The sequence below is a fragment of the Brevundimonas sp. AVps4 genome (genome assembly GCF_058681525.1).
Genome location: NZ_CM178741.1, coordinates 2,640,288 through 2,665,742 on the forward strand (window position 1 = coordinate 2,640,288; position 25,455 = coordinate 2,665,742).

At 67.7% G+C, this 25,455-nt stretch carries 30 protein-coding genes, 1 pseudogene and 2 riboswitches; of the genes and pseudogenes, 15 read left to right on the forward strand and 16 right to left on the reverse strand.

Annotated elements, in window-relative coordinates:
• The first annotated feature begins 75 nt into the window (after positions 1–75).
• The 4 genes from ACW178_RS13085 to ACW178_RS13100 are packed head-to-tail and all read left to right on the forward strand — an operon-like array spanning position 76 to position 2,598.
• Complete coding sequence (locus ACW178_RS13085; RefSeq protein WP_492024643.1) at positions 76–900, forward strand: PIN domain-containing protein; 825 nt, start codon at positions 76–78, stop codon at positions 898–900.
• Between the two features lie 24 nt (positions 901–924).
• On the forward strand, positions 925–1,164 hold the full coding sequence (locus tag ACW178_RS13090; RefSeq protein WP_054766258.1) for a FitA-like ribbon-helix-helix domain-containing protein: 240 nt from the start codon (positions 925–927) through the stop codon (positions 1,162–1,164).
• On the forward strand, positions 1,161–1,592 hold the full coding sequence (locus ACW178_RS13095; protein WP_191554306.1) for a type II toxin-antitoxin system VapC family toxin: 432 nt from the start codon (positions 1,161–1,163) through the stop codon (positions 1,590–1,592). The genes ACW178_RS13090 and ACW178_RS13095 overlap by 4 nt, the downstream gene beginning before the upstream one ends.
• Complete coding sequence (locus ACW178_RS13100) at positions 1,582–2,598, forward strand: adenosine deaminase (protein WP_287104053.1); 1,017 nt, start codon at positions 1,582–1,584, stop codon at positions 2,596–2,598. The genes ACW178_RS13095 and ACW178_RS13100 overlap by 11 nt, the downstream gene beginning before the upstream one ends.
• Before the next feature lie 188 nt (positions 2,599–2,786).
• Here the strand turns inward: ACW178_RS13100 and ACW178_RS13105 are convergent, their stop codons facing one another.
• Positions 2,787–3,422, reverse strand: a complete 636-nt coding sequence (locus tag ACW178_RS13105) for a nicotinamidase (protein ID WP_492024644.1) — start codon at positions 3,420–3,422, stop codon at positions 2,787–2,789.
• Positions 3,419–4,390: a class 1 fructose-bisphosphatase gene (locus ACW178_RS13110; protein WP_492024645.1), complete on the reverse strand. Its 972-nt coding sequence runs from the start codon at positions 4,388–4,390 to the stop codon at positions 3,419–3,421. Before ACW178_RS13110 ends, ACW178_RS13105 begins: the two co-directional genes overlap by 4 nt.
• A gap of 157 nt (positions 4,391–4,547) precedes the next feature.
• Positions 4,548–4,643, forward strand: a riboswitch (glycine riboswitch).
• Positions 4,644–4,646: 3 nt separating this feature from the next.
• A riboswitch (glycine riboswitch) is annotated at positions 4,647–4,732 on the forward strand.
• A gap of 55 nt (positions 4,733–4,787) precedes the next feature.
• On the opposite strand from ACW178_RS13110, the gene gcvT reads away from it, so the two are divergent.
• The 4 genes from gcvT to gcvPB all read left to right on the forward strand — a co-directional run bounded on the left by gcvT (position 4,788) and on the right by gcvPB (position 9,472).
• A complete protein-coding gene (gene gcvT, locus ACW178_RS13115) occupies positions 4,788–5,903 on the forward strand; it encodes a glycine cleavage system aminomethyltransferase GcvT (RefSeq protein ID WP_492024646.1) in 1,116 nt (371 codons plus the stop codon).
• Between the two features lie 138 nt (positions 5,904–6,041).
• Positions 6,042–6,407, forward strand: coding sequence for a glycine cleavage system protein GcvH (gene gcvH, locus ACW178_RS13120; protein WP_191554309.1), 366 nt, complete (start codon positions 6,042–6,044; stop codon positions 6,405–6,407).
• A 135-nt stretch (positions 6,408–6,542) separates the two neighbouring features.
• Positions 6,543–7,889, forward strand: coding sequence for an aminomethyl-transferring glycine dehydrogenase subunit GcvPA (gcvPA, locus tag ACW178_RS13125; RefSeq protein ID WP_152950722.1), 1,347 nt, complete (start codon positions 6,543–6,545; stop codon positions 7,887–7,889).
• A gap of 14 nt (positions 7,890–7,903) precedes the next feature.
• The gene (gene gcvPB / locus ACW178_RS13130; RefSeq protein WP_416358891.1) at positions 7,904–9,472 is read left to right on the forward strand and encodes an aminomethyl-transferring glycine dehydrogenase subunit GcvPB; all 1,569 of its coding nucleotides are present in this window, start codon (positions 7,904–7,906) and stop codon (positions 9,470–9,472) included.
• A 27-nt stretch (positions 9,473–9,499) separates the two neighbouring features.
• Here gcvPB and ACW178_RS13135 read toward each other — a convergent pair whose 3' ends face one another.
• A complete protein-coding gene (locus ACW178_RS13135) occupies positions 9,500–10,111 on the reverse strand; it encodes a TetR family transcriptional regulator (protein WP_464158970.1) in 612 nt (203 codons plus the stop codon).
• A 77-nt stretch (positions 10,112–10,188) separates the two neighbouring features.
• Between ACW178_RS13135 and ACW178_RS13140 the strand changes: the two genes are divergently transcribed.
• From ACW178_RS13140 to ACW178_RS13160, 5 genes are all read left to right on the forward strand, one after another.
• Positions 10,189–11,112: an SDR family oxidoreductase gene (locus tag ACW178_RS13140; RefSeq protein ID WP_287104059.1), complete on the forward strand. Its 924-nt coding sequence runs from the start codon at positions 10,189–10,191 to the stop codon at positions 11,110–11,112.
• Positions 11,113–11,328: 216 nt separating this feature from the next.
• Positions 11,329–11,733, forward strand: coding sequence for a hypothetical protein (locus ACW178_RS13145; RefSeq protein WP_224764434.1), 405 nt, complete (start codon positions 11,329–11,331; stop codon positions 11,731–11,733).
• A 142-nt stretch (positions 11,734–11,875) separates the two neighbouring features.
• Complete coding sequence (locus ACW178_RS13150) at positions 11,876–12,346, forward strand: DUF6789 family protein (RefSeq protein WP_054766268.1); 471 nt, start codon at positions 11,876–11,878, stop codon at positions 12,344–12,346.
• Positions 12,347–12,440: 94 nt separating this feature from the next.
• Entirely contained in the window at positions 12,441–12,770 is a 330-nt protein-coding gene (locus tag ACW178_RS13155) for a hypothetical protein (protein WP_054766269.1), read from the forward strand.
• Positions 12,763–12,906, forward strand: a complete 144-nt coding sequence (locus ACW178_RS13160) for a hypothetical protein (RefSeq protein WP_152950726.1) — start codon at positions 12,763–12,765, stop codon at positions 12,904–12,906. The genes ACW178_RS13155 and ACW178_RS13160 overlap by 8 nt, the downstream gene beginning before the upstream one ends.
• An 88-nt stretch (positions 12,907–12,994) precedes the next feature.
• Here ACW178_RS13160 and ACW178_RS13165 read toward each other — a convergent pair whose 3' ends face one another.
• From ACW178_RS13165 to ACW178_RS13185, 5 genes are all read right to left on the reverse strand, one after another.
• A complete protein-coding gene (locus tag ACW178_RS13165; RefSeq protein ID WP_054766270.1) occupies positions 12,995–13,510 on the reverse strand; it encodes a F0F1 ATP synthase subunit B in 516 nt (171 codons plus the stop codon).
• Complete coding sequence (locus tag ACW178_RS13170; RefSeq protein ID WP_287103832.1) at positions 13,510–14,052, reverse strand: F0F1 ATP synthase subunit B family protein; 543 nt, start codon at positions 14,050–14,052, stop codon at positions 13,510–13,512. The genes ACW178_RS13165 and ACW178_RS13170 overlap by 1 nt, the downstream gene beginning before the upstream one ends.
• A gap of 78 nt (positions 14,053–14,130) precedes the next feature.
• On the reverse strand, positions 14,131–14,355 hold the full coding sequence (locus tag ACW178_RS13175) for a F0F1 ATP synthase subunit C (RefSeq protein WP_054766272.1): 225 nt from the start codon (positions 14,353–14,355) through the stop codon (positions 14,131–14,133).
• Positions 14,356–14,418: 63 nt separating this feature from the next.
• Positions 14,419–15,207: a F0F1 ATP synthase subunit A gene (locus ACW178_RS13180; RefSeq protein ID WP_191554316.1), complete on the reverse strand. Its 789-nt coding sequence runs from the start codon at positions 15,205–15,207 to the stop codon at positions 14,419–14,421.
• A 4-nt stretch (positions 15,208–15,211) separates the two neighbouring features.
• Positions 15,212–15,568: an AtpZ/AtpI family protein gene (locus ACW178_RS13185; protein WP_152950729.1), complete on the reverse strand. Its 357-nt coding sequence runs from the start codon at positions 15,566–15,568 to the stop codon at positions 15,212–15,214.
• Between the two features lie 238 nt (positions 15,569–15,806).
• Between ACW178_RS13185 and ispH the strand changes: the two genes are divergently transcribed.
• Positions 15,807–16,778, forward strand: a complete 972-nt coding sequence (gene ispH, locus ACW178_RS13190) for a 4-hydroxy-3-methylbut-2-enyl diphosphate reductase (RefSeq protein ID WP_183214857.1) — start codon at positions 15,807–15,809, stop codon at positions 16,776–16,778.
• Between the two features lie 16 nt (positions 16,779–16,794).
• On the opposite strand, the gene scpB is transcribed toward ispH, so the two are convergent.
• The 5 genes from scpB to ACW178_RS13215 all read right to left on the reverse strand — a co-directional run bounded on the left by scpB (position 16,795) and on the right by ACW178_RS13215 (position 21,378).
• Positions 16,795–17,463 carry an SMC-Scp complex subunit ScpB gene (gene scpB / locus ACW178_RS13195; protein WP_183214858.1) on the reverse strand — a complete coding sequence of 223 codons (669 nt, stop codon included), beginning with the start codon at positions 17,461–17,463 and terminating at the stop codon, positions 16,795–16,797.
• Between the two features lie 15 nt (positions 17,464–17,478).
• Complete coding sequence (locus ACW178_RS13200; RefSeq protein ID WP_183214859.1) at positions 17,479–18,297, reverse strand: segregation and condensation protein A; 819 nt, start codon at positions 18,295–18,297, stop codon at positions 17,479–17,481.
• Positions 18,294–19,343, reverse strand: coding sequence for a beta-N-acetylhexosaminidase (gene nagZ, locus ACW178_RS13205; protein ID WP_191554317.1), 1,050 nt, complete (start codon positions 19,341–19,343; stop codon positions 18,294–18,296). The genes ACW178_RS13200 and nagZ overlap by 4 nt, the downstream gene beginning before the upstream one ends.
• The gene (locus tag ACW178_RS13210; RefSeq protein ID WP_191558818.1) at positions 19,340–20,116 is read right to left on the reverse strand and encodes an SPOR domain-containing protein; all 777 of its coding nucleotides are present in this window, start codon (positions 20,114–20,116) and stop codon (positions 19,340–19,342) included. Before ACW178_RS13210 ends, nagZ begins: the two co-directional genes overlap by 4 nt.
• A gap of 80 nt (positions 20,117–20,196) precedes the next feature.
• Positions 20,197–21,378, reverse strand: a complete 1,182-nt coding sequence (locus tag ACW178_RS13215; RefSeq protein ID WP_287104992.1) for a deoxyguanosinetriphosphate triphosphohydrolase — start codon at positions 21,376–21,378, stop codon at positions 20,197–20,199.
• A 151-nt stretch (positions 21,379–21,529) separates the two neighbouring features.
• Here ACW178_RS13215 and erpA point away from each other — a divergent pair, with 151 nt between their 5' ends.
• Positions 21,530–21,847: an iron-sulfur cluster insertion protein ErpA gene (erpA, locus tag ACW178_RS13220; protein ID WP_054767007.1), complete on the forward strand. Its 318-nt coding sequence runs from the start codon at positions 21,530–21,532 to the stop codon at positions 21,845–21,847.
• Positions 21,848–21,853: 6 nt separating this feature from the next.
• Here erpA and ACW178_RS13225 read toward each other — a convergent pair whose 3' ends face one another.
• The 3 genes and pseudogenes from ACW178_RS13225 to ACW178_RS13235 all read right to left on the reverse strand — a co-directional run bounded on the left by ACW178_RS13225 (position 21,854) and on the right by ACW178_RS13235 (position 25,375).
• Entirely contained in the window at positions 21,854–22,036 is a 183-nt protein-coding gene (locus tag ACW178_RS13225) for a hypothetical protein (protein ID WP_191558821.1), read from the reverse strand.
• Positions 22,033–23,219, reverse strand: a pseudogene (locus ACW178_RS13230) (PepSY-associated TM helix domain-containing protein). Before ACW178_RS13230 ends, ACW178_RS13225 begins: the two are co-directional and overlap by 4 nt.
• Positions 23,129–25,375 (reverse strand): TonB-dependent receptor, encoded by a 2,247-nt coding sequence (locus ACW178_RS13235; RefSeq protein WP_492024647.1) that lies wholly within the window; start codon positions 25,373–25,375, stop codon positions 23,129–23,131. Before ACW178_RS13235 ends, ACW178_RS13230 begins: the two are co-directional and overlap by 91 nt.
• Positions 25,376–25,455 lie beyond the last annotated feature (80 nt).

Below are 25,455 nucleotides of genomic sequence, written 5' to 3' on the forward strand. Positions count from 1 at the left end.
TCTGTGACCTGAAAGACGCGGACTCTGCTCTTCAGCTCTGATTAACCTTCGCCGGGTTCAGGGAGCGGTCGACGGATGGGGACCGGCGGTCAGCAGTCTAAGGGGCGTCGCTGGGGTCAGCATAGGGGACGCATCCGCGTGGCGGACGGCGCCCTGCGGCCGTTCGGCCCCCGCGATCTGACGCCGCCGTTCCTGAAGCGCCGGGCGATCCTCTATGTGGACGGCTACAACCTTTTCCACGCCCTGCTGAACCAGAAGCGGCGCGAATGGCTGTGGCTGGACTTGCAGGCCCTGGGGCGGGGCCTGATCGATCCGACGGAGCGTCTCGCCGGCGTGGTCTGGGTCAGCGCCCACAAGCCCCAATCCCGCTCGCGGATGGAGGCCCTGTTCCGCTATGAGGCGGCGCTGAGGGCCCGCAGGGTGCGATGCCTGATGGGCCATTTCATCGTCCACGGCGAACACTGCCGCGCCTGCGGCAATGTCTGGAGCGCGTCCACGGAGAAGCAGAGCGACGTCAACCTGGCCCTGGCGGTGGCGGACGATGTGGCGGCGAACCGGGTCGATTCCGTCTATCTGCTGACCACCGACGGCGACCACGCCGCCACCGCGCGGTACGTGCGCGAAGCCTATCCGGAAAAGCGGATCGTCAGCGTCGCCCCGCCCGGGCGGGTCCACAACCGCCAGATCGCCGCCTGGACCGACGAACTGGTCGGGATCGGGCCCAATCTGCTGGCCCAGTCCATGCTGCCCGACCGGCTGAAGACGGCCAAGGGCTGGATCGAACGGCCCGAGGCCTGGAGCGCCCGCCCCAGCCTGCCCCCGCCCCCCGATCCGCCGCCGACGAACGACGCCGGCAAGACCAAGGCTGGACATCTGCGGCTGGTGGTGTCGAACGCCTAGCCGAGATGATATGATCGCGTCGTCATGAACCTCCATGTCCGCAATCTTGATGAAGAAACGGTCCGCGCCCTGGAACAGAGGGCCGCGCGCAACGGCCGTTCGGCCGAAGCGGAAGTGCGAGCCATTCTGACGGCGGCTGCGGCGGTCGAGATGGCGGACAGGTCCGACTGGATCCAGGTGTCGGATGAGCTGCGAGCGCGTTCGGCCGGATTCAGCCACACGCCGTCCGAAATTCTGGTTCGGGAAAGCCGCGACGAAAGATGAAGGCGATCATCGACTCCAGCGTCGTGATCAAATGGTTCGTGAAGGAGGATGGTGCGGACGAATCGCTCGACCTCCGTTTTCAGCCTTTGGCTGCGCCGGACCTTCTGCTCGTGGAATGCGCCAATGTGTTCTGGAAGAAGGTTCGACGTCAGGAATACCAAGCCGATGACGCGATCTTGGCCCTCGGGGCGATTGAGCAAGCGAACATAAGCCTGTCGCCCGCCTATGGATTGGCCTCGCGCGCGTTCGATATCGGTCGGGCGCTCGACCATGCCGTCTATGATTGTTTCTATCTGGCCCTTGCTGAACGCCTGAGCCTGCCTTTGATCACCGCCGACGCCAAACTGATGTCCAAAGCGACGCTCGAGCGCACATCTGTCCGCGTGCTCAATCTATCAAACTGGAAGACCGTCCTCGATGCCGACTGACCTCGACGCCTATATCGCCGGCCTGCCCAAGGCGGAGTTGCACCTTCACATCGAGGGCTCGCTGGAGCCGGAGCTGATGTTCGAACTGGCGCAGCGCAATGGCGTGTCCATTCCCTATGACAGCGTCGAGGCGGTACGGGCGGCCTATGATTTCTCGAATCTGCAGGACTTCCTGGACATCTATTACGCCGGGGCGGCGGTCCTTCTGACGCGCCAGGATTTCGAAGATCTGGCCTTCGCCTATTTCCAGCGGGCGGCCGCCGATAACGTGCGCCACGCCGAGATCTTCTTCGATCCCCAGACCCATACCGACCGGGGCGTGCCCTTCGGCGTGGTGGTGGAGGGGCTGATCGCGGGAATGGACCGGGCCAAGGCGGAACTGGGCGTGAGTTCGGGTCTGATCCTCAGCTTCCTTCGGCATCTGACGGAGGACGAGGCGTTCGCGACCCTGGAGGCGGCCAAGCCCTATCTACATCATTTCATCGGGGTGGGGCTGGATTCGTCGGAGGTCGGACATCCGCCGTCCAAGTTCCAGCGCGTCTTCGCCGCCGCGCGCGACCTGGGTCTGAAACTGTGCGCCCACGCGGGCGAGGAAGGCCCGCCGGCCTATGTCCACGAGGCCCTGGATCTGCTGCACATCGACCGGATGGACCACGGCAATCGCTCGATGGAGGACGAGGCCCTGGTGGAGCGGCTGGCCCGAGAGCAGATGACCCTGACCGTCTGCCCCCTGTCGAATCTGAAGCTCTGCGTGGTCGACGATCTGAAGAACCACCCCGTGCCGGAGATGCTGCGCCGGGGCCTGCACGTCACCCTGAACTCGGACGACCCGTCCTATTTCGGGGGCTATGTGAACGACAACTACAGCCGGTTGGCGACGGCGGTGGGCCTGACCCGCGAACAGGTGACGCAGATGGCCAAAAACAGTTTCGAGGGGTCTTTCCTGGGCGAGGCGGAGAAGGCGGCGTATCTGGCGGAGGTGGAGGCCTACGCCAAGGCGGGCTGACGTCCTTTCGTCATTCCGGGCGAAGGGCCTGCTTGGCCCGAAGACCCGGAACCCAGCGGCGCCGAAGGCGAAATGGGTCCGCCGCACTATGCTGGAACAGCGCGTCCGCGACAGTTTCGCGCTCTCGCGCGCCGCTGGGTTCCGGGTCTCCGCTGCGCTTCGCCCGGAATGACGAAAGAAAAAGGGGTTTAGCCGAGGAAGGCCGCCGCCCCCACCTCCGCCACCCCAATCGCCCGGAAACTGTCCCGCGCCGTCGCCTCGGTCTGTGGTGCGATGGCGCGGCTGGCGTCGGAGATGACCACGGCCTCAAAGCCTTCGCGCACCGCGTCCTCGGCGGTGAAGCGGACGCAGTAGTCGAAGGCCAGCCCGCACAGGAAGACGCGGGTCACGCCCAGGTCGCGCAGCAGGCCGGCCAGGCCCGTCGGCGTCCTATGGTCGTTCTCGAAGAAGCCGGAATAGGAATCGACCGCCGGGTTGTAGCCCTTGCGGATCACGGCCAGGGCCTTTTGCACCGTGGGCGCCGCGTCGGGATGGAAGTCGGCGCCGGGCGAGCCCTGGGTACAGTGGTCCGGCCACAGCATCTGGCGGCCGTAAGCGACCTCGATCTCGGTGAAGGGAGCCGCGCCGGGATGGTTGGAGGCGAACGAAATCTGGTCCGGCGTGTGCCAGTCCTGGGTCAGGACCACCCAGTCGAACCGTTCGGCCAGCCGGTTGATCAGCGGCATGATCCCCGCCCCGCCCGCGACCGCCAGAGACCCGCCCTCGCAGAAGTCGTTCTGCGGGTCGATGACCAGAAGGGCGTCAGTCGGACCGATCTTCATCATGCGCTTGCGTAGGCGTCGATCTCGTTGGCCGAGCCCAGGGCGACGGGGATGCGCTGGTGCAGATGCTCGGGCTGGACGTCGAGGATGGATTGAACCCCGTCCGTCGTCGCCTTGCCTCCGGCCTGCTCGACCAGGAAGGCCATCGGATTGCCCTCGTACATCAGGCGCAGCTTGCCGGGCTTATTCGGCTCGCGCTTGTCCCAGGGGTATAGGAAGACGCCGCCGCGCATCAGGATGCGGTGGACGTCGGCGACCATGGCGGCGACCCAGCGCATGTTGAAATTCTTGCCCCGGGGGCCTTCGTCGCCCTTCAGCAGATCGCCCACATAGGTCTGCACCGGCTCGGCCCAGTGGCGCAGGTTCGACATGTTGATGGCGAACTCCTTGGTGTCCGGCGAAATGGCGATGTCGTCGTGGGTCAGGACCCAGTCGCCGTCGTTCGACAGGGTGAAGCCCTTGACCCCCGCGCCCGTGGTCAGGACCAGCATGGTCTGGGGGCCGTACAGGGCGTAGAGGGCGGCGACCTGATTGCGGCCCGGCTGCATGAAGTCGGCCTCGGTCGGCGAAGGCGTCGCGGACTTCAGCACCGAGACGATGGTCCCCACCATGGCGTTGATGTCGATGTTGGACGAGCCGTCCAGCGGATCGAACAGGACCAGATATTGGCCGGTGGAATTGGCCGCCGGCTGAACCTCGTCCATCTCCTCCGAGGCGACGCCGGCGACGGCGGGACAGGCCAGGAGGGCGTCGGTCAGCATGTCGTTGGTCATGACGTCGAGCTTCTTCTGCTCCTCGTCCTGAACATTGATCTGGCCCGAGGCGCCCAAGGCCCCGGCCAGGGCGCCGCCGGCGACCAGAGTGCTGATGTCGGCGCAGGTGGCGGCGGCGACCGTCAGGACCGTCTTCAGCCCTTCCGGAACCTCAAGGGCGGCGATGTGGGCGTCGAGGCGGGTGCGGTCGGCGGTCATGGGATCGGTCCGGAGCGGCGGAGAGGGACGCTCCGTTCTTGGCGGGCGGACGCAGGGAGAGCAAGGGCGAGCCGACGCCGGACGTCAGGAAGTGCGACAAGGCGGCGTCAAAACACGCCTGCGCTTGACTTGGGACCGGAGTCGGTGGCTTAGGTCGATTGCTCTCGCGGGAGAGATCGGCGCGCCTCGGCGCGTCGACGCCGAAGGCGCAACCGCCCCGGAAACGCTCAGGCAAACGGACCGCGAAGCATACGGACGCTGGAAAGCCGCTCTTCACGGGCGCGCCGACGGAGCAAGGCGACATGATTTGGTCGCCGGAATCTCTCAGGCTTCAGGACAGCGGGGGCGCGACGACGGCGGAGCTCCGCCACCAAACGCGACCGTGAAAGCCTGAACCATGACCGACCAAGCCCTGAAGACCACGCCTCTGAACGCCGCGCACCGCGCCCTGGGGGCCCGGATGGTGGGCTTCGGCGGCTATGACATGCCGGTCCAGTATGAGGGCGTCCTGGCCGAGCACCGCTGGACCCGCGAACACGCCGGCCTGTTCGACGTGTCGCACATGGGCCAGTGCAAGATCACCGGCGCCGACGCCACCGCCCAGTTCGAGCGGTTCGTGCCCGGCGACTATGAAATCCTGAAGGCGGGCAAGCAGAAGTATTCGCTGCTTCTGAACAAGGACGGCGGGATCATCGACGACCTGATGGCCGGCCGCCCGGATCACGACGGCCTGTTCGTCGTCGTCAACGCCGGCAACAAGGACGAGGACTTCGCCTTCTGGCAGGCGAACCTCGAAGGCGACGCCAAGCTGACGGTGCTGGACGACCGCGCCCTGATCGCCATCCAGGGGCCGGAGGCCGCCGAGGTCATGGCCGCCCACGAACCGATCCTGGCGGAAATGGGCTTTATGGAATGCGCCCGGCTGATGCTGTTCGGCGTCGACTGCTATGTCTCGCGTTCGGGCTATACCGGCGAGGACGGCTATGAGATTTCGGTCCCGGCGGACCAGGCCGAGCGCGTCTGGAACACCCTGCTGGAAGACGCCCGCGTCAAGCCGATCGGCCTTGGCGCCCGCGACAGCCTGCGCCTGGAGGCCGGCCTGCCGCTGCACGGCCACGACATCGACCCGACGACCTCGCCGGTCGAAGGGGCTCTGACCTTCGCCCTGTCCAAGTCGCGCAAGGAGCGGGCGGATTTCAACGGCGCCGACCGCATCTTGAAGGAACTGGCCGATGCGCCCGCGCGCGTCCGCGTGGGCCTGATCGTCAAGGAAGGCGCCCCGGCCCGCGAAGGCGCCGAGATCGCCGACGCCGATGGGAACATCATCGGCAAGGTCACCTCGGGCGGCCCCTCCCCCACCCTGGGCAAGAACATCGCCATGGGCTTCGTGCCGCCAGCCTTCGCCGCACTGGGCACGGAGGTGAAGGTCATCGTGCGCGGCAAGCCCGCCGCCGCCGAGGTCGTCGCCATGCCCTTCGTGGCGCAACGCTATTACCGGAAGCCGAAGGCGTAACATTCACCCCGTCACCCTCGGGCTTGACCCGAGGGCCGGATTATCCGCCGCATTGCGTCGGGATCAACACAGAGAACGATCCGCCTCCGATCCTCGGGTCAAGCCCGAGGATGACGGGGTGGGAGATGGAGAAGAGACATGAAATTCACCAAGGATCACGAGTGGGTCAGCCTGGACGGCGACATCGCCACCGTGGGCATCTCCAAGCACGCCGCCGACGCCCTGGGCGACGTGGTGTTCGTGGAAGTGCCGGAAGTCGGCAAGACCGTCGCCAAGGGCGCCAGCTTCGCCGTGGTGGAGAGCGTCAAGGCCGCCTCCGACGTCTACGCCCCCGTCTCGGGCGAGGTGGTCGAGGCCAATGACGCCCTGTCGACCGCCCCGGAAACCGTCAACGCCGCTCCGGAAGGCGACGGCTGGTTCGCCAAGATCAAGGTGTCGGACGTCTCGGAGCTGGACGCCCTGATGGACCAGGCCGCCTACGACGCCTTCCTCGCCACCCTCTAATCTCAAACTCCGTCACCCTCGGGCTTGACCCGAGGGCCGGAGGATCAACCACTCGTGCGAAGCCTTAGACGCACGAGCCGCACAACATCCGATCCTCGGGTCAAGCCCGAGGATGACGGGTGAAGGAAACCGGCAATGCGTTATCTCCCCCTGACGCCCGACGACCGCACGGCGATGCTCGCCGCCATCGGCGCCAAATCGATCGACGACCTGTTCGTGGACGTGCCCGAGGCGGCGCGGCTGGACGGGCCGGTGAACCTGCCGCGGGTGGCGGGCGAGTTGGAGGTCGAGCGCGCCCTGTCCGCCATGGCCGCCAAGAACGCCACAGCCGGCGCCGTCCCCTTCTTCTGCGGCGCAGGGGCCTACAAGCACCATGTCCCGGCGACGGTGGATCATATCATCCAGCGGTCGGAGTTCCTGACCAGCTACACCCCCTATCAACCGGAAATCGCCCAGGGGACTCTGCAGTATCTGTACGAGTTCCAGACCCAGGTCGCGAACCTGACCGGCATGCCGGTGGCCAACGCCTCGCTTTATGACGGTTCGACCGCCATGGCCGAGGGCGTGCTGATGGCGACCCGCGTGACCCGCCGCAACAAGGCGGTGATCTCGGGCGGGGTGCACCCCCACTACGTCAAGGCGACCGAGACCGTGGTCCACGCCGTCGGCGTCGAGACGCAAGTCCTGGCTCCCGCCGTCGACGCCGAGGCCGCCGTGATCGACCAGATCGGTCCCGACACCGCCTGCGTCGTGGTTCAGACCCCGAACGTCTTCGGCGCCGCAACGGATGTCACGAAGATCGCCGAGGCCGCCCATGCAGCCGGCGCCCTGCTGATCGTCGTGGTGACGGAAGCCGTGTCTATGGGCCTGCTGAAGTCGCCCGGCGAGATGGGCGCGGACATCGTCGCCGCCGAGGGCCAGTCGATCGGCAACGCACTGAACTTCGGCGGCCCCTATGTCGGCCTGTTCGCCACGCGCGAGAAGCTGATCCGCCAGATGCCCGGCCGCCTGACCGGCGAGACCGTGGACGCCGACGGCGAGCGCGGCTTCGTCCTGACCCTGTCCACGCGGGAACAGCACATCCGCCGCGACAAGGCGACGTCGAACATCTGCACCAATTCCGGCCTCTGCACCCTGGCCTTCACCATCCACATGAGCCTGCTGGGCGAGACGGGCCTGCGCAAACTGGCCCTGCTGAACCACGAGAAGGCCCTCGCCACGCGCGACGCCCTGGCCGCCGTTCCGGGCGTCGAAATCCTGACCGACCGCTTCTTCAACGAGTTCGCGGTGCGCCTGCCCAAGAACGCGGCCGAGGTCGTGGATCAGTTGGCCGCCCATCACGTCCTGGCCGGCGTGCCCTACAGCCGCCTGGCCCCCGACGCCGGCATGGACGACGTCCTGCTGGTCGCTGCGACCGAAACCACCCTTGACGCCGACATCAAGCTCCTGGCGACCGCCCTCGCCAAGGTGCTGGCGGCCTGAGCGGAGACAAGACCATGAGCACCATGAACACCGTCGGCCGCCCGACCGCCCCGAACCAGGTACAGACCAAGCCCGCCACCCTGACCGGCGGGCGCGGCCTGTTGCAGAACGAGCCGCTGATCTTCGAAGGCGAAGGCTGGGGCAAGACCGGGGTCGACCTGCCCGAACCGAAGACCGATGCGTCGGACCTGGGCGACCTGGTCCGCAAGGATCCGATCGGCCTGCCCGGCCTGTCGGAGCCCGAGGCCATGCGCCACTATGTGCGCCTGTCGCAGAAGAACCACGCCATCGACCTGGCCATCTATCCGCTGGGCTCGTGCACGATGAAGCACAACCCGCGCCTGAACGAGAAGATGGCGCGTCTGGCCGGTTTTTCGGACATCCACCCCCTGCAGCCGATGTCGACGGTTCAGGGCGCGCTGGAGCTGATGGATACGCTGGCCCATTGGCTGAAGACCCTGACCGGCATGCCCGCCGTCGCGCTATCTCCGAAAGCGGGAGCGCACGGCGAACTGTGCGGCCTGATGGCCATCCGCGCCGCGCACGAGGCCTCGGGCCAGCATGAGAAGCGCCGCAAGGTGCTGGTGCCCACCAGCGCCCACGGCACCAATCCGGCGACGGCCGCCTTCGTCGGCTACACCGTCGTCGAGGTGGCCCAGACCGAGGACGGCCGCGTGGACGTCGCCGACCTGGCCGCCAAGCTGGGCGACGACGTCGCCGCCATCATGGTGACCAACCCCAACACCTGCGGCCTGTTCGAGCGCGACATCCTGGAGATCAGCCGCCTGACGCACGAGGCGGGCGCCTATTTCTACTGCGACGGCGCCAACTTCAACGCCATCGTCGGCCGGGTGCGTCCGGGCGATCTGGGCGTGGACGCCATGCACATCAACCTGCACAAGACCTTCTCGACGCCGCACGGCGGCGGCGGGCCGGGCGCGGGTCCGGTGGTGCTGTCACAGGCCCTGGCGCCCTTCGCCCCCGCCCCCTGGGTCGTGCATGACGATAGCGGTTACGCGCTGATCGAACGGGAAGAAGGCGACGCAGCCCAGGCCTTCGGCCGCCTGTGCGCCTTCCAGGGGCAGATGGGCATGTATGTGCGCGCCCTGTCCTACATGATGAGCCACGGCGCCGACGGCCTGCGTCAGGTCGCCGAGGATGCGGTGCTGAACGCCAACTACATCAAGGCCCGCCTGTCGGACCTGATGAGCGCAGCCTTCCCCGACGGCCCCTGCATGCACGAGGCCCTGTTCGACGACGAATGGCTGAAGGGCACGGACGTCACCACGCTCGACTTCGCCAAGGCGATGATCGACGAGGGCTTCCACCCGATGACCATGTATTTCCCCCTGGTCGTCCACGGGGCCATGCTGATCGAGCCGACCGAGACCGAGTCCAAGGCCGAGCTGGATCGCTTCATCGAGGCCATGCGCCTGCTGGCCCAGGCGGCCAAGGCCGGCGACGTCGACCGCTTCAAGGGCGCCCCCTTCCACGCCCCCCTGCGTCGTCTGGACGAAACCCGCGCCGCCCGCTCGCCGGTGCTGCGCTGGACCGCCCCTGCGGGTTCGAACCAGGCGGCCTAAGCCGCTCTTGGCGTCCGCCGTCCTGGATCAGGGCGGCGGACGCTGGCCCGCCATGCGTCTCAGGACGGCGAAGGCTTCGCGGCCGAACCGTTCAGGCCCTTCGCCCGGATGGGCGAGCCAGGCCTCGCCGGCCAGTTTCATGATGCTGACGCCGATCGCCGCCGCGACGCGACAGGCGACGTCGTCCGGGGCCAATCCCTTCCGCTCGGCCAGCGTCTGGGCCAGCAGCCGCTCCACCCCTTCATACTTTGCGTGATCACCGGCCTGAAGGGCGGGCGTCTGATGGATCAGCCGCGTCAGGTCCAGCATGTCGGGCGTCTGGAAGCGCGCGGCGACATCGGCCAGCCCCCCCTCCACCATATCGAGCAGCGGTTCGTCGCACGGCCGGGCCGCCACCGCCTGGGCGATCATCTCAGGGATCTGGGCCTTGAGGGAAAAGACGATCTCTTCCTTGGAGCCGAAATAGTTCAGCAGGGTGCGGCGCGATACGCCCGCCGCCGCCGCCACCTCGTCCAGGGTGGCGCCGTCAAATCCCTTTTCGATGAACAGCCGCAGGCCTTCGGCCTGAATGCGGGCGTGGGTTTCCAGCCGCTTCCGCGCACGCAGACCCTGCTCGTCAGGAAAAACTTTTTCTTGCACTTCTTGCATATTTGCACCGGATGCAGATATGCAAGCCGGAGCCCTTCGGAAATTCAGTTCACCCCAGGATAGCCGCAATGACCCAATGGACGACAGCCGATATTCCCGACCAGAGCGGCAAGCTGGTCATCATCACCGGGGCGACCGGCGGCATCGGCTTGGAGGCGGCGCTCGTTCTGGCTGGAAAGGGCGCCGAGGTCGTTCTGGCCGCGCGCAATCCGGACAAGGGCGATCAGGCGGAAAGGCTGATCCGCAGTCGCCACCCTGAGGCCCTCGTGCGGTTCGAACGGCTGGACCTGGCGGACCTCAGCTCTGTCGCCGCCTTCGCCGAGGCCCTCCTGGCGGCGGGTCGGCCGGTCGACATTCTGATCAACAATGCGGGCGTCATGGCCGTGCCCCGTCGCCGAACGACCATCGATGGTTTCGAGATGCAGTTCGGAACCAACTATCTATCCCACTTCGCCCTGACCGGCCGGCTCCTGCCACTGCTGACGGCGGCTCAGGCGCGAGTGGTGCAGTTGTCCAGCGTCGCCCATCGCGGCGGTCGGATTCAGCTCAGCGATCTGAACTATCGCTCCGGTTACCGGCCCTGGCCCATCTATCAGCAGTCCAAACTGGCGATGTTGATGTTCGCCCTGGAGCTTCAGCGCCGCAGCGATCGCGAAGATTGGGGCCTGACCAGCGTGGCCGCCCATCCCGGTTTCGCCCGGACGGATCTGATCGCCAACGGCCACGCCGGCAGCCCGCCCGGACTTTTCGCCTTGGTCAGCCGCCTTCTGGCGCGCGTGGCCAGCCATTCGGCGGCCGACGGCGCCTTGCCGATCCTGATGGCGGCGACCCTGCCCCAGGCCGAACCCGGCGCCTATTACGGCCCTCAGGGCTGGCAGGAGATGCGGGGTGCGCCCGGCCGCGCCCTCATCAAGCCCCAGGCGCTGGATGTCGAAACCGCCCGCGCCCTGTGGTCCGAGTCCGAACGCCTGACCGGCGTCCACTACGGCTGACCAAGGCCCAGCCGCGTCCTGTGGGACACAGACTGCGACAATCCGGCTTCATGACCAAAGCTTCATAGGAAAGCCACGGATCGGCCATCGAACCGGATCTTAAGGGGTTATGTGACAACCTCGCCACGGTCGCTCTTTCCCTTCCCGGCTTGGGATCGGGTGGGCGTGGCGACCGTTGTCACACCTCAGTCAGTCCTCCTCCCTCCCGGCGCCCTCGTGATCTCCGCACCCGCTCTCGTCCTGTCCTCGGCCTCGCCTCGCAGCCGCAAGCTGCGGGTGCTGAAGCGTTGGGCCCTGATGGCGGGCGGGCTGTTCGTGGTCCTGCTTGGCATTCTGATCGCCCCCCTGCCCGGCCCCGGCGGCGTCCCGGTGATCGCGGTCGGCCTGATGCTGATCCTGAAGAGCTCCTTCTGGGCCAAGCGACAGTTCATCCGCGCCCAGTACGCCCGGCCCAAATGGGTCTATCCCTTCCGGCGGCTGATGCGGAAAAAGCCGGAGTTCGCGCCGGTTTTCTGGCAACAGGCCTTGCGCGCCGAAAAAGTGATCCTGACCCGGCGTCGGCGCGGCCTGATCCGTCTGCGCAAGGGCCTTCGCCGCTACATCCGCAAACTGTTCCGCTGACCGCGCGCGCATCAGCGATCATTTCGCGCTTGCGTTGCTGCGTTCGCTAACCACGGCAACGTGAACGCCGACCGTCCGAGTCAGGCGTATTCTGTCCCAGCGTTATCAGAGAACCAGAAAAGCGTTGGGAGGCGCTAAGGTCATGATGTCACGCTTACAAAAAGGTCTGATCGCCGGTTTCGCCGCCACGGTCGCCGTGTCCCTGCTGGAAATACCCAATCTGTTCCTGAACTGGTTCGACCCGTTCCAGAGCGTCATCGCCGCCCTGATCGGCATGCCCGACGCCCTGGCCGTGGGCTGGGTTCTTCATGCGGTGGCCGGGGTGCTGATCCTGGGCCCCCTGTTCGCCTACCTCTGCCCGCGACTGCCCACCGACACGCCCGAGACCAAGGGCATCGTCTTTGCGGTCGGCGCTTGGGTGGTGATGATGGCCGGCGTCTTCATCGTCGGCGACTACCGTACCTTCAACGCCGGCTCGGGCTTCGGCACCATCGCCTGGCTTCTGGTCACCCATGCCGTGTTCGGGATCGTCCTGGGCAATGTCTATGCCCGGCTGGTCGCGCGCGACAAGCGCCAGACGCCCCATGTGATCGGCGGCGCCACGGCCCACTGATCTCGGCGGGCCGGACGGCCTGGTCTCCAGGCCGTCCCTGCGTCCGGCTTCCTACACAGACGAACCGGACGGTGGGCCGACGGCTTCCCCTGCGATGAACCGCAAGGAAGATCCGACGCGCCGAGGGCGCATCCGCTGGGAGCCTCTGCTGGTCGGCGGCGTGGTCCTGGCCCTGATCGCCTATTACCTCGTCGCTGAGGTGATCTGGCGAAATCCTCAGGCCGCCAGCGACAGCGAGACGGCCGTGGTCCAACCGGCCGTCGTGCCGCCGCCCGGCGGCGCCGTCCCGCCCAGCGCGCCCGCCGTGGCGCCCGGCGACAATCCGGCCCTGCGCGGCCAGTCGGCCGTGCGCGGCGACGGCACGCCCCTGAACGGCTCCACCACCTCGACGCCGCCCCCGCAGCCGATGCAGACCGATGACTGAACCCGACCGCGATCCGGACGGCTTCAGCCGCCGCAGTGAAAGCGGCCCGCCCTTCCGCATCATGGGCGGGGTCATCGTCTTCATCCTGGTGATGATCGCTGTGGTTCTGACGGTCAGCGGCGTCATCGGGCGCTGAGGGGCCGCCCCAAAACGACTTCGGCCGAAACCGCCAGAGCGATTTCGGCCGAAGGACGGGCGTTGAGACCCGGTCAGACTTGAGGTCGTCAGTTCAGGCGGTCGCCGATCTGGGCGATGGCGGCGTCCAGCAGCGGATCCTTGGCGCCGCCGGCGAGGCGGGCGGCCAGGATCTGTTCCGCGGCCTTGGCGGCCAGGTCGGCGGCGGCGGCCTTGACCTCGGCGGACGCCTGGGCCTCGGCCTGGGCGATGCGGGCCTCGGCCATCTTCTGGCGACGCTCCAGCGTCTCTTCCAGCTTGGCCTTGGATTCGACTTCCAGACGACGGGCGTCGGCTTCCGCCTGGGCCATCATATCAGCGGCCTGGGCCTCGGCCTCGGCCTTCTCCTTGCGGATCTGGGCCAGCAGGGCTTCGGCCTCGGCGCGCAGACGGGCGGCCTCGTCCAGGTCGGCCTGGATCTTGGCGCCCTTGGCGTCCAGCTGGGCGGCGACCATCTTGGGCACGCCGACGGCGATCAGAATACCGAAGAAGATCAGCAGGCCGACGCCGACCCAGATCTCGGGATTCGACAGGTCCCAGATGCCCGGTTCAAAGATCAGGTTCATCAGACGGCTCCCTTGGCGAGGTCGAGTTCGGCCTTGGTCGCAGCCTGGCCGGTCAGGCGCTCCACCATGGCGCCGGCGGCGTCGGAGGCGATGGTCGAGACATTGCCCATGGCGGCGTCGCGGGTCTTGGCGATGGCGGCCTCGGCTTCGGCGATGCGGGCATTGACCACGGCTTCTTCAGCAGCCTGGCGGGCGTTGGCTTCTTCCGTCACGCGCGCCTTGGCGGCGGCGGCGGTGGCGCGGGCGTCGGCGCGGGCCTTGGCCAGATCGGCCTGGGCCTGGGCGGCCTGTTCGGCGGCCTCGGCCTGGACCTGACGCGCGGTGGCGACGGCGCCGGAGATGGTCTCGCGACGTTCATCCATCACGCGGCGCAGGCGCGGCGCGAAGACCTTGGCGATCAGGAAATAGAGCAGGAAGAACAGGACCAGCAGATAGCCCATCTGCCCGGCCCAGTGCTGGGTCTCGAACTGGGGCAGTCCGCCGCCGCCGTGGCCTTCGGCCTCGGTGGTCGCGTGCGTGTCGTTAGAATTGGGTGCGGCCATGGTGTCCGTTCGTCCGAAAAGCAGAAAGGCGGCGACGGCCTCAGCGAGAAGCCGCCGCCGCCCTAAACCCCGGATAGATCAGGAGTTCAGGATCAGGATGCCCAGCACGAAGGCCAGGATGCCCAGGGCTTCGGCCAGAGCCGCGCCCACGAACAGGTTGCCGACTTGCGAGGCGGCGGCCGACGGATTGCGCAGGGCGCCGTTCAGGAAGTTGGCGAAGATGTTGCCCACGCCGATGGCCGAGCCGATCATGCCGAGGGTGGCCAGGCCGGCGCCGATGTACTTGGCGGCTTCAGCTTCCATGGTGAGTATCCTTGTTTCAGTCAGGTGGGTTGGAAGAAGGGAGTTCTCGAACTGGGCCGGGCCTTAGTGGCCTTCACCCAGGTTGACCACATCATTGAGATAGATGCTGGCCAGAACGGCGAACACGAACGCCTGAAGGAAGGCGACGAGGAATTCGAGGGCGGTCAGGGCGACGACCATGGTCATCGACAGGGCGGCGATCGGCAGGCCCCAGAGGCCCAGGCCCTCGCCGACGAAGGCGCCGGCGCCCAGGGCCACGACGAAGCCGGCGAAGATCTTCAGTGCGACGTGGCCGCCCAGCATGTTGCCGAACAGACGAAGAGCCAGGGTCACGGGACGCAGCAGGAAGGACAGGAACTCGATCGCGCCGACGACAGGGCGCAGCACCAGAGGCGCGCTGGCCGGCCAGAAGAGTTTGAAGAAGCCCAGGCCGTTCTTGAGGAAGCCCACGCCGATGACCAGCAAGATGGTCAAGGCGGCGAAGGTGACGGTCACGGCCAGCTGCGAAGTCGCGGTGAAGCTGAGGAACATGCCCAACAGGTTCATCACCAGCACGAGAAGGAACAGGCTGAAGACGAACGGGAAATATTTGCGGCCTTCGTGACCGATGATGGAATCGGTCACCCCGTCGATCATGTCGAACAGGCTTTCGCCGGCCGTCTGCAACCGTCCCGGCACCACCTTGGCGCTCGAGGTGACCAGTTGCAGGAACAGGACGATGGCCACGAAGGCGACCGTCATGGCGACGTGCGAATTGGTGATCGCCAGCTGGGTGTGGCCGAAGACAGGCAGGTTCACCGCGCCGAAATCGACGAGCGGCTGGATCTTAAACTGGTGAAGCGGATCGGCCATCAGCCTATCGGTCCTCGTCTTCCTCGTCGTCGAAGGGGACCGATTTCGGTTCGATCCCGCTCGCCTTCGCCTGCGCCATCAGCCGGTTGGCCGTGCGGCGCGCCATGTAAATCGACAGGGCGAAGCCCAGAAGGACTCCGCCGATGATACCCCAGGGATTGGTCCCGAACAGTCGGTCCGCCCCAAAACCTAGCCCCAAGCCCAGGAAGACCCCGCCGAGCAGTTCGGCGACGATCTTGTAGGCCTGGCTCGTCACCGCCTGAGCCGCGAGGTGCTCCGACGCCTTCTGAGCCGTCTTGTCCTCCAACGCGGATGCGCTGTCTTGGAGGCGTTTGATCGCCTCTTCGCGCGATTCCGACATTGGGGACATGGCCTGTGCGCTCAGCGCCCGAACAATGTGTTGAGGCAGGTCTGAATTCGGCGCGGAAACTAATCGTGAGCGGCCGGTTGGTCAAGGCGTCGTGAACTTAGTCTAAATCTTTGTTCCGAATGAATTTTCGTCGCACACCAGCCGACCGTGGCGATGCGTCGCTGCCTGGAGGTGCGGATTCGCTCGCCCCGCATGGCGATATGGGCCGCGAACCATTAGGTTGGCCGCCATGAACATGCACGTCCCCTCCCCCGCGCCCGAACGCCGCCCGATCGCCGTGCGGCTGGCGACGCCGCGGGGCTTCTGCGCCGGGGTGGACCGGGCGATCCAGATCGTCGAGCGGGCCATCGAGAAGTTCGGCGCCCCCGTCTATGTGCGCCACGAGATCGTCCATAACCGCCATGTGGTCGAGCGGCTGAAGGCCATGGGCGCCGTCTTCGTCAAGGAACTGGACGAATGCCCCGACGACCGGCCGGTCGTCTTCTCGGCCCATGGGGTGCCCAAGTCCGTGCCGGCCAACGCCCGGGCGCGCGACCTGCTGTTCCTGGACGCCACCTGTCCCCTGGTGTCCAAGGTCCACGTCGAGGCCGAGCGTCATCATGCCGCAGGCCGCCACATCATCCTGATCGGCCACGCCGGCCACCCGGAGGTGATCGGCACCATGGGCCAGTTGCCGCCCGGCGCCATCAGCCTGGTCGAGACCGAGGCCGACGCCGAGGCCTTCGAACGCCCCGGCGACGCCCCCCTGGCCTATGCGACCCAGACCACCCTGTCGGTCGACGACACGGCGGGCATATTGAAGGTGCTGAAGCGGCGCTTCCCCGAACTGCCCGATCCGCACAAGGAAGACATCTGCTACGCCACCACCAATCGCCAGGAGGCGGTCAAGGTGCTGGGCGAGGGCTGCGAACTGGTGCTGGTGGTCGGATCGAAGAACTCGTCCAACTCGGCCCGGCTGGTCGAGGTGGCGATGCGCGCCGGCGCCCGCGACGCCCGCCTCGTCGATGACGCCTCCCAGGTGGACTGGGACTGGTTCGACGGGGTTCAGACGGTCGGCGTCACCGCCGGCGCCTCGGCGCCCGAGCCTTTGATCGCCGCCCTGGTGGACGCCATCGCCGAACGGTTCGACGCCACCGTGACCGAGGACGCCGGCGCGCGTGAGACCGTGACCTTCAAACTGCCGCGCCAGCTGACCGCCTGAGCGCGGCGTCCGACGGCTATCGCTCCTCGCCGACGAAGTCCTGGGCGAACTCGGGGCTGTCTTCGTCCAGCAGGGGCGCCTCCTCCTCATCCGCCCCGGTCGCACGACTGGGGTCGGGCAGTTCGAACCCGACGGGGGCCGACAGGTCCAGAAGCCCGGCGGCCTTCATCTCCTGAACCCCCGGCAGGTCATACAGACTGGCCAGGCCGAAATGCTCCAGGAACCGGTCGGCGGTGCCGTAGGTTACGGGCCGACCCGCTGTCCGCCGCCGCCCTCGCAGACGCACGAACCCCATCTCCAGCAACAGGTCCAGCGTGCCCTTGGACAGGCTGACGCCGCGCACGCTCTCGATCTCGGCGCGGGTCACGGGCTGGTGGTAGGCGATGATGGCCAGGGTCTCCAGCGCCGCCTTGGACAGGCGGCGGGGCTCCTCCCGCTCTTGGCTCATCATGAAGGCCAGGTCCGCCGCCGTGCGGAACCGCCAGCGGTCGGCTACGCAGTCCAGCTCCACCCCCCGCCCCTCGTAACGGGCGCGCAGGCCCGACAGGGCGCGGCCGACGTCGGCGCCTTCGGGTAGGCGCGCCCCGATCTCGGCGGCGCTCAGCGGCCCGGCGGCGGCGAACAGCAGGGCCTCGACCCGGCGCTCGATCTCGGCCTCGTCGGGCTGGAAGGACGGGTCAGACATGGGGATATCCGCGCATCACGGCGTCAGCTCCAGCGGCTGCCCCAGGCCCCGCCGCTTCAGATACAGGTCCGCAAACGGCGCCGTCTGGCGAATGTCCATGGCCCCCTCCTTCACCAGCTCCAGACTGGCCGACAGGGTCGAGGCGGTATAGCTGGCCTGGCTGGGGCCCTCAGGGTCTTCGGGACGGGGCGCGACCTGGTCCAGCGGGGTCCAGTCTGCGAGACGCGGCATGATCTCGCGCAGCCAGTCGCGCGCCGCCTCCAGCGGAAAGGCCTCGACCCGCTGGCCGGGCGAATAGCGTCGCGCCTCCTCGCGTCGGCGCTGGGTCACATAGGCGCTCATCAACTCATACAGGCTGGCGTCGATCCGGTCGGACGGCACGATCACCGTCGCCTCGGGATCGCCCCGGGTGAAGACGTCGCGCTTCAGCTGGGGACGGGCCATCAGCTGTTCGACCGCCTTGCGCATCGCCTCCAGCTTCTGCAGGCGAAAGGCCAGGGCGGCGGCCATGGCCTCGGCCGGCGGCTCCTCCCCCTTGCCCTTTTCGGTGCGGGGCAGCAGCAGCCGGGACTTCAGATAGGCCAGCCACGAGGCCATCACGAGATAGTCGGCCGCCAGGGCGAAGTTGCGCCGCCGCGCCTCGTGCACGAAGGCCAGATACTGCTCCGCCAGCTGGGTGATCGACAGTTTCAGCAGATCGACCTTCTGCGTCCGCGCCAGGGCCAAGAGGACGTGCAGCGGCCCTTCATAGCCGTCCAGATCGACGACGAAGGCTTCGCGCTCCTCGACCTCCTCGGCGTTGAAATCCAGATTGGGCTGAAAGGCGTCGCTCACGCCTGCGCCTCCCCCACGTCCGGTCCTTTAGCCGCGTCCGTCTTGCCCGCCATTGCGCGGAAGAAGCGTTCGTGCCCGGCGACGGGATCCAGCGGCTCCGGCGTCCGAACGATCCGGGCCAGGGCCGCCTCGGCGCGCCGTTTCGCCCCGCCCTTCAGCGGACCGACGCCCTCGGCGACCTGCCGCATCTCGTCCATATCGCCGTTCCAATGGATGACGACGTCGCATCCCGCCTTCAGCGCCTTGTGCGCCCTCTGGGTCAAGGATCCGGACAGGGCGTTCATCACCAGATCGTCCGACAGCAACAGACCGCCGAAGCCCAGCCGTTCGCGGATCAGCCGGATCGCCCTCTTGGACTGGGTGGCCGGGCGTTTGGGGTCGATGGCGCTGAAGACGATATGGGCCGTCATGCCGATCGGCATGTCGGACAGGGCCTTGAACGGGGCGAAATCCCAGGCGTCCAGCGTCTCCAGATCGGCATGGACCGTCGGCAGGTCCTTGTGGGTGTCGGCGAAGGCGCGGCCGTGGCCCGGCATGTGTTTGATGCAGGGCAGGACCCCGCCTGCCAGCAGACCCTCCGCCGCCGCCCGTCCCAGCAGGGCCACGGTCTGCGGGTCGCGGCCATAGGCGCGGTCGCCGATGATGTCGTGGGCGCCGGGCACGGGCACGTCCAGCACCGGCAGCAGATCAATATTGATTCCGACCTCGCGCAGATCGTGCGCCATCAGCCGCGCACCCAGACGGACCAGGTCGCGCGCGTCCGCCGGGTCGTTCGTCGCCTTAAGATAGGCGTCGCCCGGCGGGTATTTGGGCCAGTGCGGCGGCCCCATCCGCTGGACCCGCCCGCCCTCCTGGTCGATCAGGATCGGCGCCTCGGGGTCGCCTATGGCCGCGCGCAGCTCGTCCGTCAGGGCCCGCACCTGTTCCGGGCTGTCGATATTGCGCCGGAACAGGATGAAACCCCACGGCCGCGCCTCGGCGAAGAAGGCGCGTTCGTCTTCCGTCAGCCGATGGCCGGCGCAGCCGTAGATGGCGGCGGAGGTCACCGAACGATGCAATCCCGCCCGGCGGCCTTCAGGGCGTTGCAGAAGGCGACCGCCCGCTCGCGCGACAGGCCGGTGAAGGTGGTGCGGTACAGGGTCGAACCGCTGGACGAGGTCACTTCGGTCACCCGCTTTTCGGCGCCCGACGCATATTGGCTGAAACGGCCGGCGACGGCGGCGTATTCCCGGTCGGCGATCTCCGTCGAGGAGAAGGCGCCGATCTGGACCGAGGCCGAACCGCCGGCGGCGGCGGGAGCCGTGGGCGCGGGAGCGGCGGGCGTCGGCGCCTCGGTCTTGGGCTCCCGGGCGGCCGGACGGGGCGCAGCGGCGGCGGGCGGCAAGCCCTGGCCGGTCGGAGCGGCGGTCGGCGGTGCGGCCGGGCGCGGCTGGGGCGTCTCGGGCGGCGGGGTGAAGGTCACGGGCGCGTCGGCGGTCTCGGCCTCGTCGCGATAGACCCGCACGCCCTCGGCCGGATCGACCGGCTGGGCGTCCAGGGGGGCGGCGGTCTTCATCTCGCCGACGGCCTGGCCCACGGCCGGCGGGGCGTCGGTCGAGGCCCGCATGCCCGAACGATAGAAGAAGATGACGGCGATGATCAGCACCAGCAGCACCACGCCGCTGACGATCAGGGTCACGGGCGGCGCCTTGCCTCCGCCCGAGCCGACGTTTCGGCCGCCCCCGCGCGGATCATAGGTGTTGCGGCGGAACGGCAGGTCGTCGTCGGTCGGAGGCGTATAGGCGCCTCGGCCGGGTCGGTTCTCGTCATCGAAAGACATGGTGTCGCTCCGCCGTCTGCCCGACGCAGCGAATCGGCGCGTCGAGCGGTTAGTTTAACGCCCCGCCGCCGTCTTTCGAATCACAGATCGAGCGCTAGGTCGAGGCTGAACAATTTCTGGTGGACTTCGATCGCATAGCGGTCGGTCATGCCGGCGATGTAATCACAGACGGCGCGCGCCCTGCGGGTCCGATCCTCGGTCTGGGCCGGCACGCCCCATTCCGGCGGCATGACCTCCGGCTCGGCCATGAACAGTTCGAACAGCTGCGACAGCACCCGCCGCGCCTGACTGCGCGTGCGGTTGACGCGGTAGTGGCGATACATCCGCTCGAACAGGAATTTGCGCAGGATCGCCAGGTCCGCGTGCATCGACCGGGAGAAGTCCACCAGGGTCCGCGAGGCGTGGCGCACATCCTCGGTCGAGCCGATCCGGTCCTCCTCCAGCCGTCGCGCCGTCTCGGCCAGCACGTCCTCGACCATGACGCCGATCATCCGCCGCACGGCCTCGATCCGCAGCATCCGGTCGTCGATGGCGGGCCAGTCGCGGCGCACCTCGGCCAGGGTCGGGCCGATCAGGGGCACCTGATCCAGATCCTGAAGCGTGATCAGCCCGGCCTGCACCCCGTCGTCCACATCGTGATTGTTATAGGCGATGTCGTCGGCGATGGCGGCGCACTGGGCCTCCAGCGAGGCGAAACTGTCCAGACGCAGGCCCCAGCCCGCCTCCCCGCCCGCGCGATAGGGCCGCACCACCGACCAGGCCGCTTCGTCCAGCCGGTGCGACACCGGACCGTTGTGCTTGATGACGCCCTCGACCGTCTCCCAGCTCAGGTTCAGCCCGTCGAACTGGGGATAGCGGGTCTCCAGCTCGGTGATGACGCGGAAACTCTGAACATTGTGGTCGAAGCCCCCGTAGTCGGCCATCTGGATGACCAGTTCGTCCTCGCCCGCATGGGCGAACGGCGGATGGCCCAGGTCGTGGGCCAGGGCGATGGTCTCGGCCAGGTCGTCGTCCAGCCGCAGGGCATGGGCCAGGGACCGGGCGATCTGGGCCACCTCCAGCGAATGGGTCAGGCGGGTGCGGTAGTGGTCGCCTTCATGGGCCACGAAGACCTGGGTCTTCTCCTTCAAACGGCGGAAGGCGGTGGCGTGGATGATCCGGTCACGGTCGCGGGCGAAGGCGGTGCGGGTGCGGCTGGGCGGTTCGAAGAAGCGACGGCCCTTGGTCAGATCGGCGCGTTCGGCGTAGGGGGCGAGAGTCATCGGGCTCAAGTCGTCAACTTTGAAGCGGCTTTGATCGGACGGGCCCTTTGCGAACGCCCGCACGCGCCTCATATAGACAGCTGTGAGCACCGTCCAATCCACAGAACCGTCCACACCCGCCTTCAGCGTCGCCACGCGCGCGCCGGAAGGGATCGTCCTGGCCGCCAGCGCCGCCGATCGTCTGGCCCGGCTCAGCGCGGCCGAAGGCAAGGCCCTGATGCTGCGCGTCGCCGTGGACGGGGGCGGCTGTTCGGGGTTTCAGTACCGGTTCGAACTGGTCGAGACGGCCGAGGACGACGATCTGCGGATCGAGGCCCAGGGCCAGACGGCCCTGATCGACCCCGTCTCGGTCCCCTTTCTGAAGAATTCCGAGATCGCCTATGTCGACGAACTGGCCGGCGCCCAGTTCGTGGTCCGCAATCCCAACGCCGCCTCGAGCTGCGGCTGCGGCGTCAGCTTCTCGATCTGACGCCGATCACCGTCGGCGCCGGATCAGGGCCCAGACGGTGACGACCACGCTCGAGGCCAAGAGGGCCGAAAAGACAGCGTCCCAGGCGCCGTCCTCCAGCAAGGCTCCGATCAGCCCCGTCAGGCTGAGCACGAACACCCAAAGCGGCGCGCCGAAGATGGCCCACAGGCTCCGATCCTTGCGGCTCATGACCCCTTCCGCCGTCCCTTGCCCAGCCACAGATAGAGGCCGGACGCCAGGATGACGATGGTCGCCAGGTCCAGCAGCGCCCACAGGATCTTCAGCCCCAGCCCCCCGTAGTCGCCGAAATGCAGCGGCTGGGACAGGGACAGGGCCTTCACATACCAGGGCGTGGTGGCCACGGCCGTCAGTTCCCCGGTCCGGGCGTCGATCAGGGCCGGCGTCGTCAGATGGGTCGTCAGCGGCGTGTCGCCGTGGAAGAAGACGGCGTAGTGGTGATCGGTCGAATAGTCGGTTCCGGGAAAGGCGATGAACTGCAGGGTCTTGCCCGGCAGGGCCTGTTTCGCCCGCTCCACCGCCAGGTCCAGCGAGGCTCGCTCGCCGACGGAGGCCGGGGCCTCATGGGCGGCGGTCAGTTCCTTCAGCGCCGTATTCTTCCAATAGGCCAGGATCGGCGTCGCCAGGGTGTTGACCACCCCCGTCGCCCCGACCACCAGCACCCAGGCCACGGTGATGACGCCCAGAAGGTTGTGATAGTCCAGCCAGCGGGTCCGCGCCGACTTCGTCGCCCGCACCGTGCCGAACGGCAGACGCCGCATGAAGGGGGCGTACAGCACCACCCCCGACACCACCGCCGTGATCAGCATCAGCCCCATCAGGCCCAGGAACAGCATGCCCGGCAGGCCCAGGAACATGTCGGTGTGCAGCTGAAGCAGGAACTCCATCACCGGATGGCCGGCGACCGGCGGGGCGACGGCGCCGCTGGTCTGGTCGATCGGTTCGAAACTGTAGCGACCGGCCGGGCCGTTCGGATTGACGCTGGTGACGTTCACCACCGGCCGATCCACGTCGAAGCTCATGAAGGCCGGAACCTCGCCCGGATGACGCGCCAGGGCCGCCGCCAGCACCTCGTCCAGGCTCAACAACGGCCCGTCGGGCGCGGCGGGCGTCCAGGCCTGCTCCAGCAGCACCTCTTCGATCTCATGGGTGAAGACCAGCGGCAGGCCGGTGACGCACAGCATCAGCAGGAACACGGTCGAGATCAGGCTCGACCATTTGTGCGTCCACGACCAGGCGCGGATCGTCCGCGTCCTCATCCGATCAGAATTCCGCCGAGATCGACAGGGACAGGGTGCGCGGCGCGCCCAGGGTCAGATAGTTGGAGCCCGGATAGCCGCCGACGGCGACCCACTGGTCCTCGTCGGCCACGTTCTCGACCCGCGCCCGGACCGTCAGAGGACGCCCGCCGGCCTCGAAGGCGTAGCGAACCCCGGCGTCGAACCGGGTCCAGGCGTCCAGCTCCAGCGTATTGGCCGCATTCGCCGCCTGGGCGCTGGTGTGGACCACCCGCCCCTCCAGCGTCAGGCCGCTGAGGCGCGGCACGTCCCATTCGACGTTCAGATTGGTCTGGAGGTCCGGCACGCCGATGGCCGACTTGCCTTCATTCGCCGCCGTCAGCGACCGTTTTACCTCGGCGTCCAGCCAGGTCGCCCCGCCGATCAGCCGCAGGCCGTCGATCGGTTCGCCATAGACGGTCAGTTCGACGCCCCGGTTCTCCTGTTCGCCGCCGTCGGAATAGACGCCTGTAGGCTGGGTGCCCGCGACAGGATCTCCGTTAGAGGTGATTGAGACCAGCGCGCTAGGCAGGGTCGTGCGGAAAACGCTCAGCGTGCCGCCGAACGACCCCGCGTCATACTTCACTCCGACTTCGGCCTGTTCAGCGCGGAAAGGTTTCAGCACTTCGCCGCCGTTGGTGACGATGACGGGCACGGCCGCATCTCCCCAGCCCGCCACCACCGCGTTCGCCACCGCCGGCGCGCTTGTCCCCGGCACGAGGGCCTCGGCATAGTTGGCGTACAGCGAAACCCGGTCGCTGGGTTTGTAGACCAGGGCGAAGGCCGGGGTCGCAGCTTCGCTGGAATAGCCCGAGCCGAAGGCGCCGTCGGCATAGGCGTAGGACCTGGTCTCGATCTCCTGATACCGCACGCCGACGGTCGCCAGCAGGCGGCCGTCCAGGAAGGACAGCCTGTCCGCCACGGCGACGCTGGTGTTCTTGACGCGCTCGGTCACCTTCGGGTCACTCAGGTCGCCCGAGACGCTGGCGATGGCCGGCGCCGGCGACAGGATCGGATCGGTCAGGGTTCCAAAGCTGTAGCCTGCGAAGTTCGACCCTGCCCAGGCGTTCCTCGACTTGGACTGGATCTGAGAGGCCGAGGCGACCAGCCGGTGTCCGACCGGGCCGGTGGTCAAGTCCGCCCGCAGGCCGACGTCGCCGGACCAGACGGTGTCTTTGCGAATATTGTCGAAGCGATAGCCCCGGATGGCGCCCGCCGGGTCGGATCGCGGATTGGCCAGGCTGTTGTCCTCCTCGCCGTGACGCCCGCCGAAGGCGGCCCAGGCGGTGACGCTGTCGGTGATGTCGAACTCGCCCCGCACCGCGCCGAACAGCTGTTCCTCATCCGTATAGGTCCAGCGCTGGGCGAAATTCCGATCGGCGGACGGCGCTTCAGGGATGGCGGCGCCGGGCGTCACGCTGGGGCGCGGGGCGTCGATCCGGTGGTCCTGCCAGCCCAGATCGGCCGAAAAGCGCGCCCGCTCGCCCCGCCGGTCCAGGTTCAGGCCCACCACGCGCAGGCTGTTGGTCTGGTCCTCGACCGAGGCTTCGCCGCCCCGGCCGGCGACGTTCAGGCGCGCGCCCCATTCGTCCTGATCGCCGAACCGGCGCGCCAGATCGGCCGCGGCGTAGATTTCATCGGCGCCGGAGACGCCCGCCGTCAGACGGGTCAGCGGTCCATTGGCCCGCTTGGGCGTCAGGTTGAAGGCGCCGCCCACCCCGGTTCCGCCCGGCGCCGCCCCGTTCAGAAAGGCGCTGGCCCCGCGAAACACCTCGACCCGCTCGATCAGCTCGGCCGCCACGAACTGGCGCGGCAGAACGCCGTACAGGCCGTTGTAGCTCATATCGTCCGAATAGACCGGGAAGCCCCGGATCACATACAGTTCCTGGAAGTTGCCGAAGCCCTTGGTCACCCGCACCGTCGGATCGTTCTGCAACACGTCGCCGATCCCGCGCGCCTGCTGATCCCGCGCCAGTTTTTCGGTGTAGCTGGTGGTGGAGAAGGGCGTGTCCATCATGTCCAGATTGCCCAACAGGCCGACCCGACCGCCCCGCGCCACCTGGCCGCCCGCCGCCGGCGCCGTCAGATTCACCTGCGACCCCGTCACCACGATCTCGCCCAGCTCGGTCGGCGCGGCCGGCCCCTGCTGCGCCAAGGCGGGGGCGGCGAGGCTCAGGGCCAGGAGGCTGACGGCGCAGGCGAGACGGATCGGGCGGGCCATGATCTGCAACATATTCTCAAGAACAGAAAGGCGGGCTCCATACGCGCTTCTGCAACTGGTTTGCAATGGCAAGGCGGTGTTCGGCGCCCGGC